Source organism: Flavobacterium beibuense, assembly GCF_004151245.1.
In the GTDB taxonomy this organism is placed as follows: Bacteria; Bacteroidota; Bacteroidia; order Flavobacteriales; family Flavobacteriaceae; genus Flavobacterium; species Flavobacterium beibuense_A.
In genome coordinates this window covers 62,656-79,455 of record NZ_JUIW01000003.1, presented here as the reverse complement: position 1 = coordinate 79,455, position 16,800 = coordinate 62,656, and the positions used below count along the sequence as shown (strand labels likewise).

Annotated in this window: 15 protein-coding genes; 12 read left to right on the top strand and 3 right to left on the bottom strand. The window is 46.5% G+C overall.

All coding sequences use genetic code 11. The features are described 5' to 3' along the window. Nucleotides 1–5 precede the first annotated feature (5 nt). The 5 genes from NU09_RS04330 to NU09_RS04310 all read left to right on the top strand — a co-directional run bounded on the left by NU09_RS04330 (nt 6) and on the right by NU09_RS04310 (nt 6,755). Nucleotides 6–743, top strand: coding sequence for an ImuA family protein (locus NU09_RS04330; protein ID WP_129750036.1), 738 nt, complete (start codon nt 6–8; stop codon nt 741–743). Between the two features lie 47 nt (nt 744–790). Further along, nucleotides 791–2,236, top strand: coding sequence for a Y-family DNA polymerase (locus NU09_RS04325; protein WP_207209757.1), 1,446 nt, complete (start codon nt 791–793; stop codon nt 2,234–2,236). Then, nucleotides 2,209–5,412 carry an error-prone DNA polymerase gene (locus NU09_RS04320; RefSeq protein ID WP_207209756.1) on the top strand — a complete coding sequence of 1,068 codons (3,204 nt, stop codon included), beginning with the start codon at nt 2,209–2,211 and terminating at the stop codon, nt 5,410–5,412. Before NU09_RS04325 ends, NU09_RS04320 begins: the two co-directional genes overlap by 28 nt. Before the next feature lie 67 nt (nt 5,413–5,479). Further along, on the top strand, nt 5,480–6,091 hold the full coding sequence (locus tag NU09_RS04315) for an alpha-ketoglutarate-dependent dioxygenase AlkB family protein (RefSeq protein ID WP_129750034.1): 612 nt from the start codon (nt 5,480–5,482) through the stop codon (nt 6,089–6,091). Nucleotides 6,092–6,290: 199 nt separating this feature from the next. After that, nucleotides 6,291–6,755: a hypothetical protein gene (locus tag NU09_RS04310; RefSeq protein WP_129750033.1), complete on the top strand. Its 465-nt coding sequence runs from the start codon at nt 6,291–6,293 to the stop codon at nt 6,753–6,755. A gap of 80 nt (nt 6,756–6,835) precedes the next feature. Here NU09_RS04310 and NU09_RS04305 read toward each other — a convergent pair whose 3' ends face one another. The 3 genes from NU09_RS04305 to NU09_RS04295 all read right to left on the bottom strand — a co-directional run bounded on the left by NU09_RS04305 (nt 6,836) and on the right by NU09_RS04295 (nt 10,908). Beyond that, nucleotides 6,836–9,001: a KAP family NTPase gene (locus tag NU09_RS04305; protein WP_262708014.1), complete on the bottom strand. Its 2,166-nt coding sequence runs from the start codon at nt 8,999–9,001 to the stop codon at nt 6,836–6,838. A gap of 372 nt (nt 9,002–9,373) precedes the next feature. Then, nucleotides 9,374–10,642: a type II toxin-antitoxin system HipA family toxin gene (locus NU09_RS04300; protein ID WP_129750031.1), complete on the bottom strand. Its 1,269-nt coding sequence runs from the start codon at nt 10,640–10,642 to the stop codon at nt 9,374–9,376. 2 nt (nt 10,643–10,644) lie between these two features. Then, entirely contained in the window at nt 10,645–10,908 is a 264-nt protein-coding gene (locus NU09_RS04295; protein ID WP_129750030.1) for a helix-turn-helix transcriptional regulator, read from the bottom strand. Nucleotides 10,909–11,147: 239 nt separating this feature from the next. On the opposite strand from NU09_RS04295, the gene NU09_RS04290 reads away from it, so the two are divergent. From NU09_RS04290 to NU09_RS04260, 7 genes are all read left to right on the top strand, one after another. Beyond that, nucleotides 11,148–12,608 (top strand): amidohydrolase family protein, encoded by a 1,461-nt coding sequence (locus tag NU09_RS04290; RefSeq protein WP_129750029.1) that lies wholly within the window; start codon nt 11,148–11,150, stop codon nt 12,606–12,608. 6 nt (nt 12,609–12,614) lie between these two features. After that, entirely contained in the window at nt 12,615–13,721 is a 1,107-nt protein-coding gene (locus NU09_RS04285) for an alpha/beta hydrolase (protein WP_129750028.1), read from the top strand. A 365-nt stretch (nt 13,722–14,086) separates the two neighbouring features. Continuing rightward, entirely contained in the window at nt 14,087–14,500 is a 414-nt protein-coding gene (locus NU09_RS04280) for a single-stranded DNA-binding protein (protein WP_129750027.1), read from the top strand. A 38-nt stretch (nt 14,501–14,538) separates the two neighbouring features. Further along, nucleotides 14,539–15,582 carry a DUF932 domain-containing protein gene (locus NU09_RS04275; RefSeq protein WP_129750334.1) on the top strand — a complete coding sequence of 348 codons (1,044 nt, stop codon included), beginning with the start codon at nt 14,539–14,541 and terminating at the stop codon, nt 15,580–15,582. Between the two features lie 47 nt (nt 15,583–15,629). Beyond that, complete coding sequence (locus NU09_RS04270; protein ID WP_129750026.1) at nt 15,630–15,998, top strand: hypothetical protein; 369 nt, start codon at nt 15,630–15,632, stop codon at nt 15,996–15,998. A 15-nt stretch (nt 15,999–16,013) separates the two neighbouring features. Further along, nucleotides 16,014–16,637 carry a prtrc system protein e gene (locus NU09_RS04265; protein ID WP_207209755.1) on the top strand — a complete coding sequence of 208 codons (624 nt, stop codon included), beginning with the start codon at nt 16,014–16,016 and terminating at the stop codon, nt 16,635–16,637. Beyond that, nucleotides 16,582–16,800: a PRTRC system protein C gene (locus NU09_RS04260; RefSeq protein WP_129750025.1), complete on the top strand. Its 219-nt coding sequence runs from the start codon at nt 16,582–16,584 to the stop codon at nt 16,798–16,800. Before NU09_RS04265 ends, NU09_RS04260 begins: the two co-directional genes overlap by 56 nt.

The window sequence follows — 16,800 nt, the reverse complement described above, 5'->3', positions numbered from 1 at the left end:
TCAGCATGATCCCTTCGGCAGAGAAAATAGAAATCGTACGGCAGCTCCAGGCAAAGATCGATGCCATGCAGGGACTGGGCAAACCATTGCGTGAACCAGCCCATGGTGATCTTGCTCCCTTTACAGCCGCTTTTCCGGGACAGGTATTTCCAACCGGGGCTATCCATGAATTTATCAGTTATGAGGTTACAAATGCTGCCGCAACAAGAGGATTCATTACAGCACTCACCGGCAGGCTGATGCGAAAAGGCGGCCTCTGCCTGTGGATCTCAAGAAACAGGGATATCTATCCTTCAGGGCTCAGGAATTTCGGGTTGGAGCCCGACCGTATCGTATTTATAAATGCTGCGCATCCCAAAGATGCGCTATGGATTTTAGAGGAAGCCCTGAAATGTGAGGCCCTTACGGCAGTCATAAGCGAGATAAGGGAGCTCAGCTTTACAGATTCCAGAAGGCTACAGCTGGCCGTAGAGAACAGCGGGGTAACCGGCTTCATTCACCGTCTCTGCCCCCGCGCTGAGAATGCCCTGGCCTGTACTACCCGTTGGAAGATAACTACGCTACCCAGTGTATCTGTTGACAATCTGCCCGGAGTGGGTTTCAGCGCATGGGATGTGCAACTGCTCAAGGTACGCAACGGAAGGCCTCTTTCATGGCAGGTCAGCTGGTCGGGAAGCAGCTTTGTGCCTTTGGGAGAGAAAAATAATTCAGAACCGCTTTTAAACAAACGTTATACAGGATAATGGCACGGTATGTTTCCATAGCATTCCCTCACCTTCTCACGGATTACGTGGCACGCAGACACCCTGAATTCAGGGCCAGCCCTTTTGTGCTGGCCTCCCGGCGGCATGGCAGGATGGTTATTGATGCTGTTAGCAAAAAGGCAGCACAAAAAGGCATCCATACCGGAATGGTACTGGCGGACTGTAAGGCTCTTTTTCCAAAGCTGGAAGTAATGGAAACTGAAGCCGGCAGGGCTGAAAAACTACTACAGGCTTTGGCGGAATGGGCCATACGCTATACGCCTTTTGCGGCTGTGGACCTGCCTGATGGGCTGGTACTGAACAGTAGCGGCTGTACGCACCTTTGGGGTGGGGAGGCTGCCTACCTTGAGCATATAAGTACAAAATTGGGTAGCTATGGCTATACGGTACAGATAGCCATAGCCGACACTGTCGCTACTGCATGGGCTGTGGCGCGCTTTGGCAGTCACCGGGCCATTGTAAACCCTGGGCAACAGCGGCAAGTGCTGAAAAGCCTCCCTGCGGCAGCGCTTAGGCTGGATGTCACAATCCTGGCACGGCTGAAAAAGCTGGGAATGCAGCAGATAGGCAGTTTTATAGATATGCCTCCTTCAGTGCTTCGCAGGCGTTTCGGGCAGGAACTGCCCAAAAGGATATCCCAGGCCCTGGGAAGGGAAATAGAGCTTATGGTACCTGTAAAACCGGTTGAACCTTATCAGGAGAGACTCTCAAGTATGGAACCTATTGCCTCGAACACAGGAATAACCATTGCGCTGAAAAAACTTCTCGATACGCTTTGCAATCGCTTTGAGTCGGAAGGAATAGGCCTGCGCCAGTGCATATTCCGGGCCTACAGGGTTGACGGTGCCCTACAGCAGATAAGCATTGGTACCGGACACCCTTCCCGGAATGTTAACCATTTGTTCCGGCTTTTTGAGCATAAGATTGCCACGCTGGAGCCGGCATTAGGCTTTGAATTGTTTGTGTTGGAAGCCCCAAAAGTTGAAAAGATGACCCGGGAACAGGCAGCCCTATGGGATGCAGCCTCACAAAATGACAGGAAGGTTGCAGAACTGCTGGACCGCGTGGCAGCAAAAGTTAATCCCTCTAACATAAGCCGGTATCTGCCTGTAGAGCACCATTGGCCCGAACGCTCGATGAAAAGGGCTACCCCTATCTGGGAGAAGCCTGCAACAGGCTGGCGCAGCGACCTTCCACGTCCGGTTCACCTGCTTCCCCTGCCTGAAGCCATTGAGGTGACTGCGCTGCTGCCCGACTACCCGCCAATGCTATTTCTTTATAAAAGGCAGCGGTATACTGTCGTGAAGGCCGACGGGCCTGAGCGTATCGAGCAGGAATGGTGGCTCTCAGACGGGCTATACAGGGATTATTATACTGTTGAAGATGAGAATGGTGCGCGGTATTGGATGTTCCGCTCCGGCCCCTATGATGGTGAGCGCCCCAAATGGTTTTTACATGGATTTTTTGCATGAGCTACACAGAATTACAGATTACGACCAATTTCAGCTTCCTGCGCGGAGGCTCGCACCCTCATGAACTTGTAGAAGAGGCAGCCAGGCTGGGCTATAAGGAGCTTGCGATTACCGATCATAATACCCTGGCTGGTGTGGTACGTGCCCATGTGGCGGCAAAAAAAGCAGGGATACGCCTTATTATAGGATGCAGGCTGGAGCTTTTGGACGGGCCTCCCCTGCTTGCCTACCCAACCGATAAGCAGGCCTACACCGGGCTTTCACAGCTGCTTTCCACCGGTAACCAACGTGCTGAAAAGGGGCAATGCCACCTCTATAAGGCCGATGTCTATCAACATGCCCGGGGGATGCGATTTATCGCCCTGCCCCCACTTTCCCTGAATGAGGCTTTTGATTTTGAGGACAGTTACAAGGCGGAATTGCAGCAATACAGGGATAATTTGGGCAGTTATCTTTATCTGGGCATCAGCCGTTCCTATCAGGCCAATGATAACAAACGTATGCACAGGATCCGGCAGTTATCAGAAACGCTGGGGTTAACACTTGTCGCTACCAACGATGTCCATTACCACCTGCCGGATCGCAGGCAACTACAGGATGTATTAACGTGCATCCGCGAGAAATGCACCATAGATACGGCAGGCTTTCGCCTGCATCAGAATGCGGAGCGTTACCTCAAACCTGCCGATGAGATGCAGCGGCTCTTCCGGCAATACCCTCAGGCGCTTGGTGCTGCATGCGAGATAGCCGATGCATGCAGGTTCTCCCTGGACAGCCTAAAATACATCTACCCGGAGGAGATCACCTCAGAAGGACGCTCCCCGCAGGAGGAACTGGTAATGCTTACCTGGCAGGGCGCTAAGGAGAAATTCGGTGGCAAGATCCCTGAAAAGATTGCCCAAACCATCCGGTATGAGCTTGACTTTATGGAGCGCAAGGAGTATGCTTCCTATTTTTTAACGGTATATGATTTTGTGCGCTTTGCGCGCCAGCGCGATATCCTGTGCCAGGGGCGTGGGTCTGCCGCCAATTCGGTAGTATGTTATTGTTTAGGGATAACCTCGGTAGACCCCTCCAAATTCAAGGTGCTTTTTGCGCGTTTCATGTCCGATGCCCGGGATGAGCCGCCTGATATCGATGTGGATTTCGAGCACGAGCGCCGTGAAGAGGTCATCCAGTACATTTATGAGAGATATGGCCGTGAGCGCGCCGCAATTGTAGCTACGGTAACGCAGGTACACTGGCGGGGAGCCGTACGGGATGTAGCAAAAGCTATGGGCTTATCAACCGATGCGGTGGACAGGCTGGCTGCCTCCATACAGGAATTCCGCGATGAGCTGGAAGAAGGGCGTATCACCTCAGAAGGCTTTAATCTTTCTGATCCGCATTTGATGAAAACATTGGAACTGACACGGGAATTCGTTGGGTTTCCAAGGCAGCTCGGCCAGCATACCGGTGGCTTTATCATCACCCGTGATAAACTTGCCGATCTGTGCCCGATACTCAATGCCCGTATGGAAGGGCGTACCAATATAGAATGGAACAAAGACGATATAGAAGCACTTGGCTTTTTAAAGGTGGATGTGCTTGCACTGGGGATGCTGACCTGTATCCGAAAAGCCTTTGACCTTTGCAAAGAGCACTATGGCAAGGCATATACCCTGGCGGAAATCAACAAAAAAGATGATCCTGCGGTATATGAGATGATCAGCCACGCGGATACCCTTGGGGTTTTCCAGATCGAGAGCCGTGCCCAGATGTCAATGCTGCCACGCCTGAAGCCAAAGTGCTTTTATGATCTGGTCATAGAGGTAGCCATCGTTCGCCCCGGCCCTATCCAGGGGGATATGGTACACCCCTACCTGAGGCGTCGCAACGGTACCGATCCTATAGAATATCCCTCGGAAGAGCTGAGGGAAATTTTGGGACGTACCCTGGGAGTGCCGCTTTTCCAGGAGCAGGCCATGGAAATTGCTATCGTAGCGGCGGGCTTTACCCCGGCCGAAGCCGATGGGCTGAGGCGAAGCATGGCCACCTTTAAGGCCAAAGGCAAGGTGAGTGACTGGGAAACAAAACTGGTAAACGGCATGGTAGCCAAAGGATACCAGGAAGATTTTGCCCGTCGGGTTTTCCGTCAGCTGGAGGGCTTTGGATCCTATGGCTTCCCGGAAAGCCATGCAGCTAGCTTTGCTTTACTGGTCTATGTATCCTCTTATATAAAATGCTATTACCCTGATGTGTTTGCCGCAGCACTGCTCAACAGCATGCCTATGGGATTTTACCAGCCTGCCCAGATTGTCATTGATGCACGCAGGCACGGTGTAGAAGTACGGCCCGTGGATATCAATCATTCCTTTTGGGACAATACCCTTGAGGAAAAATCCGGTCGCTACTTTGCCCTTCGTCTTGGCTTTAGGCAGGTAAAAGGTCTGTCGTCTGATGATGTGCAATTGCTTATGGCTGCACGTCAGAAAAAAGCCTTTCGGTATGTACATACATTGCTGGATGCTGGACTTTCACTCGCAACACTGGAGAGGCTGGCGGATGCCGATGTGTTCCGCTCCATTGGGCTTGATCGCAGAAAGGCACTATGGGAGGTATCTTCTTTATCAGACAGCCCTATCGGGATGTTTGAAGGGCAACCTTCGGTGAGTGCCGGAGAAGGACAGCTGGAACTGCCGCTGCTGACTGATGCCGAGCATGTAGTTGAGGATTATGTAACTACCGGCCTCTCCTTAAAAGCACATCCTGTAAGTTTTGCACGCCCGCAGCTGGACAGCATGCGTATACTACCTACAGCAGATCTTCCCAAAATGGCAAATGGGGACATTGTTGCTGTAGCCGGGCTGGTTACCGTACGCCAAAGGCCCGGCACTGCCAAAGGCGTGATTTTTGTTACTATTGAGGATGAGAGCGGTTTTGCTAATCTGGTGGTTTGGGGAAAAGTGTTTGAGACCTACCGCCGTGATATTGTCCAGTCACGCCTTTTGATGGTGCAGGGCAAAGTGCAGATAGAAGGCGAGGTCATCCACGTTGTCGCAACAGCCTGCTATAACCTCACCTACCTGCTGCGCAACAGGAATGATATTTCTCATGAAGAGCCCACGCAGCCTGTTTTGGCTCCTGAAGATAAAAGCCCTGAGGCGGTATTCCATAAAGGACGGAATTTCAGATAAACTAAACCAGGACTATAGAATGAAATTTGAAAGATTTCGGATTAGGAACATTAGCAACAATTAAGTTATGACACTATTCAACGATACAGATTTATTTACCGTGGGCTCCATGCCGAAAAAGGAATATGACCTGCCTGACCTGGAGCTCATGCAATGCGATGGCTTTATCCCAAAAGAGGAGGCAGATTCCTATTATACCTCTTTGCTGCACACTACGCCATGGCGGGAGTATGCAATGCCTATGTATGATAAGATCGTAACTGCTCCCCGAATGGTGGCATGGTACGGATCTGCCGAAGAGGCCGGAGAGAAAGCGCTGCCCTGGACTCCGGAACTATCGGCGCTGAGAGAAAAGGTGGTGAAAGAAACAGGACTTGAGTTCAATGCAGTACTTCTGAACCTTTACCGTAACGGCAATGATAGTGTGGCCTGGCATTCGGACAGGGAACACCTGATTGGCAGCAATCCCTGTATTGCCTCAGTTACATTTGGCCAGACAAGGCCCTTCCGTTTCAGGCATAAAAGCGATAAGGACGCAGGGCAATTGGAAATATTGCTTCATCACGGCACACTGCTTTTGATGTCCGGAACTACCAATACTTATTGGGAGCATCATATACCTAAGTCAGCCAAAGATATGCTGCCTAGAATCAATCTCACCTTCCGGCTGATAAAATAAACCTGCAACAAAGGAGCGTTTATCTATCGTCCTTTATATTTAATTAAGGATTATAAGTGTTTGTACAGGCTGAGATAATCAGAGGAGTCAGGTTGCAATATTTATAACTGTCTATCTGTATTTTTCTTTACACTATACTAGATTTCAAATATTTATATACATTTGTAGCATTATATGCCTTAATTAATTTATATACGCCATGAATACAACTACTTTCAAAAAGGTGCTGGTACCTATCGGCTCCGCATTGTTTACAATCGTAATACTTGGGAAAACTGCACCATTATTACTTTCTTTAGTTACACTCAAACACCTTGCAATCTGTTTCCTTTCACTGACTTTTTTAGGTTTTATTGCCTTGACTGCGTTATTCAACTCGATTGTCAGAAATATTAAAACTGGTTTAAGGGAAAATAAAGAAGTCATTTTATTATGCTCCTCTGCGGTTACAGTTACAGGATGCTGTTTGAGCATCAATTCCATACTTAATCGTATCAGAAAAATTATATCCCCTTTCTTAGGGATTTGGCTGGCCTCTAAAATTATTAAAGGTTTTAAGGAAACCCTGTTAACGATGGCCGGCTATTACATTGTTTTGTTGCTGATAATCGAACTCATCCAACTGATAAGAAACTCACTTAAAGGTCCCACAGCGGCACAGTGATTACCAATTTTACCAAACACATCCCAATCCCGGGTAATCTCTATAATGGTCAAGTGATGGTGTAAGCAATCCGGTAGTTATTAATTCGGTTTAAGGTCAGTGGTGAATTCGTATTCAGTCCATTTATCAAAACCATTGGCCTGGCTGAGATCAAAAAAAGCGAGATATTCTGTGCGTACGGTCTCATCTATAAAACTATTGGTTTCAGCCACTTTACGTAATTCAGCAGGAGAACTGAATATTTCCAGAATTTGTGGTGAAATCGTATAAATATTTCCGTTACGCATATCGTATTTAATGGAATGCTTAAGGAAATAAAAAGGGTCATAGGCAGGTAAAACCTCTCGTATAGCCACTGCCATATCCTTCTCAATCACCGTTTTCATATGGCCTCTTTTTGAGTCGTCAGGAAGCGGTATAAATTCGTCTCTCTTCGTCCCAAAAAACATATATATTGCCTCTTCACTTAAACCTTCTTTCTCTACATGGGATTTAAAATAACTGATCTGATAGGCTAAGAGTGTTTCTTTTTCAATTCCCACTTCCGTCTTATCTTCTTTTATATAATAAATCAGAGAATGGTAAAAAATATAGGGGTGTACAGCCTCTGTAAACAAACGCGTTAGAAAAGAGCCAAGGCCATTTGTCTCCTTTCGATAATACATTTTATCAATAGCATGCTCATGATTCCATAGTAAACGGACCAGGGCTTGGTAATCGAAGGTACGCCTGTTGTCGGATACGATATAGTGTGATCCCACATAAAACAGGCTCTCGATCTGCAGTTCGAATTCCTGTTTCGTTTTGGCCTTGATCTGCAATAGCCGTGCCTGTACCTTACGTAGCAGATCATCTTGTTGATATCGGTCGATTAAAGCCTGCATTGTGGGAAGGCCTCCAGCGAATGCCTCTTTAAACTGCCTTTCCGATAGCTCTGAAGCCGAGAGGCGATAGCGGAAGTAACGATCAAAGCACATTGGATACAGGATTGCATTTTTCGATTCCACAATCCTGTCAAACTTAAAGAAGAGGTTTTGCAATAAACGTACAATCAGGTCAATATCCGGTTCGCTATAGTAGCCTTCCGCTCTAAGGATACGCTCGGCCTCAAACTTACTTTCCCTACCCTCTCCATATTTCTTCAGCTCATAAACCTGCGCGTGTAGTGCACGGGAACCCGGTGTGTGGATAAAATCCTCCCTGCTTTCGTAGAGCCTGTCGTATACCTGAGGGAAGCGGAACTTGATAAGTTCCAAAACGAAAAGGTTTTCAAAGTTTACCTCTTCCGATAGTTTGGAATAGGTAATTGTAAAACTGTTGGCAAACCGGATTACATCCCGGGACTGCCTGAAAACCTCCTCAAAGGAAAATTCATGTTTTCCACCAAAGCCTGAGGGAAGGATATGGTTTCGGTAAGCTTCCAGATGTTCCTCATTGATAAATTTGCCCAAATGGTCTTCAAGGAGGATCAAAAGAGCGTCGTGATCCCTTTTTGGAAGCGGTATTTCCATTTGCATAATCTTATCCAGAAAACTGTGTTTTACATTCGCATTGAGGGAACTGACAGCCTCATTTACGAAATCCCTGTCATAAGCCACCAGATAGAATATATTGGCAAAGTCTGCCGTATTTCTGATAAGGCGCAATATCTCAAGGATTTCTTCAGGGTATAGCCTATCCAGGTCATCGATGATGATAACTATTTTTTTGCCGGATACTTTTAGCGCCGCATTGATACGTTCATAATCGTCCGTATAGGTTTCGCTTCCGAAAAGCCTGCCGGCAAAACCGAGCTGTCTGATCACCTTCTCAAAGCCCGAATCTGTCCGGGCCAGTTTCCGCGAATAATCAAGCACCATTGTAGAGAGCCGTGAATCAATTTTATTTAACCTTGAAGCAAGCAGGTCAAAGAAATCCCTTTGTATATTTTGCGCACCATCAGGACTCCAGGCATTAAAATCAATAATTTCGACCCCTGCTTTATCAAAATACTGTTTTATGAGATTTATAAAAGAGGTCTTACCGCTGCCATAAGCGCCCAAAATACCTATTGCAAATGATTTTTTATTTTTCGTCAACGTGATGAGCTCAGCAATGCCTTTAGCAAGCTCTTTCCGGTTAAAACTATCGTGTTCTGGCAGCTCAATCGCATTATCTTCTACAAAACCCTGTCCTGTGGCATTCGCTTCCACAGTAGCTTTTTTATACAAGAATGTTCTTGTCAGTGCAGTTAGAATAAGAAGCATAACAATGACATCCCAGGTATGGAGAGAAGGAATCAGGCTGTAGCTATAGAAAGTCCAGAAATTACCGATGTGGCTTACGATGTATAAAAATGTTGCCGATATTGCTAATTGCCACAGGAATTTGCTACTACTCCACAGCCAGAGCCATACGCATACTGCCAGGGATAATGTCATGAGCACAACGGCGCTGGCAAGTGAATTATCAAAATGGCTGATCAGTGGCTTTACGAAAATTCTGGCCAGAAAACGATTTACCGGTAGTCTGAAGAACAGGACAAATGCCATGCACGCAAAAAGTCCTGTCACATATGTAAAATTAGATCTGTTTATTGAAAGGTTCATAAATAACTGGATGGTTACATTTTATCTTGGTTAGCCCAAAAGTATTTTGAAATCGCTGTTTATTGATTTTATTACCTGCTCCGGAATTTCCAGTTCATTGGCGATGCCCTCCCATTGTGGTATGATGCTCTGGACTTCTTCAATGATTTTTTTTGGGTTCTTTATGGCCATATCTTCCGCAATGGGCATAAGGTCTTCTAATATGATATTAGCGCGTTTCCCATTAATGGAAAGGGCTCTGGCGGTATTGAGGAATTTATGCAGGGCATCCAACGGATAGGTGATATCATACGCAGGGGCAAGAGTCCAGGAATCATTGTCTTTGTTGTATATAAAGCTATGGTTTTTCAGGTGATCATCGGTATTGCAAAAGACAACATTGAAGACCATACGCCTGTACAATTCCCTGATATCCGAATGAGGTACCTTAAGGCCAAGGGCGAGTTGGAACAAATTCTCATAGGTTGATTCATGAGGCGTTGTAAAGTCCCAACCTGTAAGGCCTGAAGCAGTCAGGGTGTGCTGTTTTTCACCGTACTGCCTGTCATAGCGCTCAGTTGCAAAATGTTTATTATCAATCAGTTTGCAGGGCATCATTTCGATGCCGCAGGCCCTTGAAAGCAGGTGGTATCCATATTCGACCTTTTCCCTATTGTACCCCGCTTCATTATCCATATGCAGTTTTACCAGATAATGTGTATAATTATCTGAGTACTCAATATCGCCCGGAATGACCGCTCCTGTCTGCTTATGTTCGGAAATCAGTATTTTTGGACGAGCTCCTCCGGCAGAGGTACCGATCTTAAAGATATTGAGAAGCGCAAGGTCACTCAGCCCCTGCTCTGTTATACCGGTCTTTACCTCCAGCACCTTCTGTAGTACTGAAACTATTTCATCAAAATTGATCTCGCCCGATTTTGGTATATTGGCTACGGGCCTGTATTCCAAAGCGCCCATGCCCCTGTTGGAAACATAGCTCAGCTGTTCTAGGGGCGTAATCTTGTCGAAGGCCATGTTTTTGGATTCAAACCATTCTTTGAAGATAATATTTCCGAACATGTCGGGAAGGGAATCGGCTATCATGGGTGGTAATCCCTTAAATGACTTTCCTTCATACTGGGTAAATATCTGTAGGTGTTTATGACGCTTGAAAATATAAGGAAACATTTTTGAATACTGTCCCGAATCCAGAAATTGGGGATTGTACTGGAAATAACTCCTTTTCTCGTCCAGGCTATACCCTAACTTGCCTATCTCCAGTCCAAAAGCGATTACCTCTATAAGTTTATTGGATGCCATAATTAATATAATGATATAATGTTATTGTCTGAAATATTCCTGTCTATAGCTGCATATAATTCACCCAGCATATCAAAATGGTTTATTACCTTTAGCAAAGTATCAAGAGTAGCATTATGGCCTTCCTCAAGCTTTCGTATCGTTAAGCGGGACAGTTCTAAAGCTTTTGCCAAATCTTCTTGGGAGAGCTCATACATCAGCCGTTTTTGCCTGCACCATTCACCGATCTTCAGCCGCGTTTCTTTTATTGTTACCACCTCTAACATAAAGTATATTTTAATATACAAATATACATAAAAACAAGCTAAATGTATACTTTAATATACATTATTATTATTTTTAAGTAAAGGGGAGACAAAATTTGTTGAATCCTCTATGTGTGCATGGAACCGGCCCTACTCAGGCTTAATTGGGAATACCATTTATCGATAAAAAGAATTCGTTTGGCATAAGGGGTTATACATAGGAAATTTTGCATTAACTTTAGTATAACAAACTGATAACCATGAGAAAAGTAATCGACATTCACACCCACCTCTTTAACCTTAAGTACCTTCCTGTTGCAGGAATACTGGTGAGGTATGCTCATCCATTTGTTTCACCACGGATAGCCTTTGCCATTGAAAAACTATTGATCCGTCATACCGGAAGCACGTATGCAGCAGCTATGCCGGTCGGGAAAAAAATGGTTTTTGATGAAAACACCCTCGACAGGTCAATCGGGTCCGATTTCCTGAAAATGGATTTTTACCGGATAAAGAAAGACCTTGTAAACAGCGTTTCAGATTTCGAATTTTCTGACCCACAGGTACAGGAAGGATTGCTGGAATTTCAGGAAAAGGCCCTTGCCGAAAACTTCATCAGCGAACTGGAAGCTGTGCACTTCCCTGCTGATGCAGGTCTTTTGAAACAGACTGACGAGAATATCTTCAGAAAACTGCGTAACCTTTTTGAGCGGCTTATAGACTGGATATGTACTAAAGTAAAAGAGATGTCCAATTATTTCAAATGGTTCCGTTTCATGCAAAACAGTGAGGAAAATATACTGAAATACCTTATGAACAAGGATGGAAGCGGCGTTGAATTATACATACACCATTTGATGGACGTCGATAACTATTTCAATGAACCCCCTGAGCCCTCCAGATACGTATCGTATTTCACCATCGAGGAGCAGATCAATAACATGGCAATGCTGAATCAGAAATATTCCAACAAAATTTATGGCTTTGTAGCCTTTGACCCAAGCAGGGCAAATTGCCTGAATCTGGTTAAGGATGCTATAGAGAATAAAGGCTTCAGAGGAATCAAATTCTATCCCCCTTTAGGTTACCGTCCTTTTAATGACCCGAAATACAGAAACCATATTGATGCCCTTTTCACGTATTGTCAGGACAATGACATACCAATCTTTGCCCATTGCAATATGGGTGGTTTTGAAGCGTATCCAAAAAAAGATTCGGGTCACAATTCCAACCCAATGTTCTGGTACAACGCTTTAAAGCAATATCCTGACCTGCGCTTATGCCTGGCACATGCCGGTGGCGGAGAAGGATGGTTTGCCGAGCCGCTGCCAAATGATGAGATACTACCCGAGCACATTAACGACATTGTTCTGGGGCAGGATGAGCAACAGGACAGCTGGAATTCTTCGTATGCAAAAATCGTATATAAGCTCTGTCTGGAATTTAAAAATGTATACTGCGATACGGCCTACCTTGACGAACTATCGGACCCTCGCAGCTATTCCTATATGAGGTTAAGGCTGCAAAAGCTATTCCGGGCACAACCCTCATTTTCAAAAAAAATCATTTATGGCAGTGACTGGCACATGCTTTTCCAGGAAGGCATCAACCAAACTTATATGAGCGACTATATAAAGCTTTTTGACGAAATAGGATTCTCTCAGGAAAACCGGGAAGATTTCTTCTGGAATAATGCCAGCAACTACCTTAAAATACGATAAACAACTATGAGTAAACTGTATTTATCACTGTTGTTATGGCTGATGGTATTCCCCGTAGTGGGACAAACTGCTAATGTATGTTATGGCGACCGCAGCCTTTCTGACACCCGTTTGGCCGTATACTATGATAAGGATGGCACTTTATACCCCGACTATACTATATCCTGTGATCTGTTGGTGGCATCTGGAGGCTCGCTTAAAAAATTCTACCGGGATAACCCGGATGAGTTTGCAAAAATTGCTATGCTGTACCAATGTGAGGGAAGAGTTTTCACAGATGATAATTTTACCACCCTTAATACTGAAATACTGAAAAGACTCCGGCAAAAAATAAACAGTGATTCGTATTCCTCCAGTTCGGTAACCTTTTTGATACACGGCTTCCGTAAGCCTTTTACACCTACTATAAATAGCGAGTTCACTTCAGTGGAAGATTACACAACCATGAAAAACAGTATAGCTGATGCGCAGCATCGCTGCATTGTCGAAGTGTATTGGGACGGCCTCTATGGTTGCTGTTTTTCTGCAAAACCCTGGAAGAACAAGCCCCTGTTTCTCCTATTTGAGCAGGCCCAGTCCTATAATGCGATACAGGTCGGAAAAGCTCTGAACCTGTTACTTAACTCACAGCAAGCCCCCCGAATCAATATCATCACCCACAGCCTCGGGGCAAAAGTCGCTTGTTATGCCCTGTTCGATATCGATGGCGACACCATTGCAACACCTACAAACACTGAGGTTAATGTCTACATGATTGCCCCTGCTATCGGCAGCGCTACCCTTACAGACAATTATTTTAAGCGAAACAGTACGGTCCCTTACAAGACCAGGGATAACTACAATCTGAAAATAGTATATAATGAGGACGATTTCGTGCTACTTAAGAGAGACCCAAAAATAAGTGTTTTTGGTCCGGGTCCCAAGGATTATGGTTATACCACCCTTGGCTGTAACTACAAACATGAAGCTGAAAAGATGAAAGAGTTTTTTAAACAATATATGCCCAATTCGCCTTTAGAAATCTACAATCATTCCTTTGAAGGCACATGCCACCTGGTAAGATGCTATTTTAGCGGGAACGATTTAAAAGAAATCTTCTCCGACCTGAAATAAGCTTTTACCATAAGCCACAAAAAGTCATAAAGAAAATCAGCCTGACGGGGCCTCAAAAGCATATGGAACTTCCCCTATGCTTTTTTGCTTTTCTACTTACACTTCAAATCTGATCAGGAATACAGGAAACTACATTTCCCATTCGAAAACGGCCAAAAAGGGCAGCTAAGTTAGCGGGCGACGTGCGCTGCGTGCGCATAATGGCCCGGGCTTTCGCCCCTGGTCCACCCTTTGGGACTTATAGCACTGCGCGCCCTTACCGCCCGCTTTGAACTGGCTTTCTTTTTTTCCGTTTTTTCTTTTGGAAAATGTTATGCGGATTTAGGGAAGCAGATTTTTTATGTCAAACTTTAAATCTTTTGATTATGGAAATTACAGGACGTGTGACAGCGGACGCCATAGTGCGTACCCTGTCCGATGAGAGGCAGGTGGTGAATTTCTCCGTTGCGGTGAATGACAGCTACAAGGCTAAAAACGGGGAGCGTGTGACCCAGACCGAGTATTTCGATTGCTCCTACTGGATAGGCACGGGCATCGCCCAATACCTGACCAAAGGAAGTGTTGTGGAACTGTCGGGGCGCGTGAGCGTGCGTGCGTGGATTGACGGTGAAGGACAGGCAAAAGCGGGGCTGAACTTCCATACCTCCAAAATTACCCTGCACGGTGGCGCAAATATGAAGGCAGCGGCGCAGAAGGAAACCGATACTACGGCGATGGAAGTACACGAGGCAGTTGTGGTAAATCAGGACGGCGCAGCAGATGATGACCTGCCGTTCTGAACAGCGGAAATTAAGTTTAACTTTTAATGGAATTGATCATGGCACATAACATAAATACCAACGAGCTGACAGGGCAGCAGGCTTTCTTTAGCGTAAGGCAGCCTGCGTGGCACGGACTGGGTCAGACTGTACAGGACTATCCCTCAAGCAGGGAAGCGATTGCCTTTGCGGGACTGGATTACACGGTGGTTAAAGCGCCTCTCTTTGCAAAGGGACAAGACCCGCTCATCAGCTTTGCCGTACCCGAACAGTACGCTACCATGCGCACCGATACCAACGCCGTATTTGGCGTGGTGGGCAAGGATTACCAAATTGTGCAGAACAGCGATGCCTTTGCTTTCTTTGATGCCATCGTAGGCGGCGGGGACGGTATCCAATACGAGACCGCAGGGGCTTTGGGGGATGGGGAGCGCATCTTCATTACCGCCAAGCTGCCCGGCTATATCCGTGTGGGCAGCGGGGATGATGTGACACAGAAGTACATTTTCCTGACCACCTCCCACGATGGAAGCGGAAGCATCACCGCAGCCTTTACCCCCGTGCGCATCGTCTGCCAAAATACCCTGAATGCGGCTTTGCGCTCGGCAACCAATGTGGTGCGCATACGCCACACGGCAGGGGCAAAAGAACGCCTCGAGCAGGCGCATAAGGTAATGGGTCTTGCCGATACCCTCTCGGCACAACTTGAGGGCATCTTCAACAACTGGTCTAAAGTAACTATTCACGACACTCAGGTAAAACAATTGATACAGTTAGCCTTATGCCCCAATGCGGTAACCCTTGACCTTTTGAAAAAAGGCGCAGAAGACGAGTGTTCGGCGGTGTACAGAAATGCCTGCGAAGCCGCCTTTGAGTATGCGATGGCAGATGAGACCCAAACGATGGAAACCACCAAAGGCACGCTCTTCGGTGCATACAATGCCATAACGGGCTATTATCAGAATGTACGTAAGTTCAAGACCGATGAGGACAGGCTCAAATCCATCTGCCTTGGCGGCACGGCGCAGACGCGAGGTCAGAAAGCCTTTGACCTGTGCAGGCATTTTGAAAGCTACGGCGCGGCAGCACTTTTCCTGAACTGACTGATAACCGCAGCCCCCGTACAGGGGCTGCACTAAACTTACATCGTATGAAACCACTATCGATAATGAACAATGTTGAAAAGGCGAAGCTCTTTGCTGTGCTTTTCCCCGAACAGCTTGAAGAGATATTAGAGAGGATAGCCCAAGCCTATCAATACCTTAGCCTTAATGAAGATAACTTCCGAGGCTCGAGGGTTAACGGGCTTTTCACTTTTGATTTTTGGTACGGCAACGCTGAAGAGGTAAACGACCAGATTATTTTATATGGCAGCAGGCTTGCCAGGGACAGCACCTTGTTTTCTGAGAAACTTTTTAAAGGTAAGCATGCCCTCTTTACCACAGACTGCATTTATAAACATGCCAAAGGAAGCACCAGCCGCAAATACAAACAGGCTGTTGAGCTGTTCTTTGGTTAACTAAAACTACAGATTATGGCAATCACTAATTTTTTCGCCCACCTTGCCGCCATTCCCTTTGAGGGCTGCGTGGCAATGACTGTCAAAAAGGATGCGGAACTCCTGACTGTTTCGGTGCTGCTTGTAAACGAGGCGTGCGGGGATGCCGCCAAAGCGCATATCCCGCCCCTCATCCTAAAGGGGAGCGCAAAAGAGCTTTGCGAGGGATTCTTCCCTGCCATAGCCGAGCCGATAGCCCATTCCTCTGCCCTGCTTGTCAATATGGAGCAGTTCCTGAAAGGGCAGGAAACCGCAAGGAAGAATGCCGCCGCCGAAAAAAAGAAAACCGAAATGGCAGACAAGCCATTAGGCACTCCCGAGGTCAAACCCTCCAAATACGAAAGCCTTATGGCATCAGTTGATGCCTTGGAAGGCGAGGGGAAATTCAGGGAGGCGTGGATGAAAGTCCCGCAGCCTTCCGAGTTCCCCGAAAAGGCTGAGGAACTGCGCGGGCGCAGGAAAAGCCTCTCGGCTAAATTCAGCCCCGACCTGTTCGGTGGCGGGCAGTCCAATTCTACAGAAGTTGAACCTAACACTAAAGATTATGTTACAGAGCATACAGATGCCGAGGGTCTTTATGATGAGGGAGAAGGGCAATGATATTGCCCTTTCCGACCCTGACCCGAGGTGGAGCGCGGAGGCAGTGATGCAGTTCTATGCCCACACCTACCCGATGCTCACCACCGCAAAGACCATCGGTCCTGAGATAAAGGACGATACGGTGCAGTACCGTTTTGAGACCAGTATGGGAACAAAAGGATAA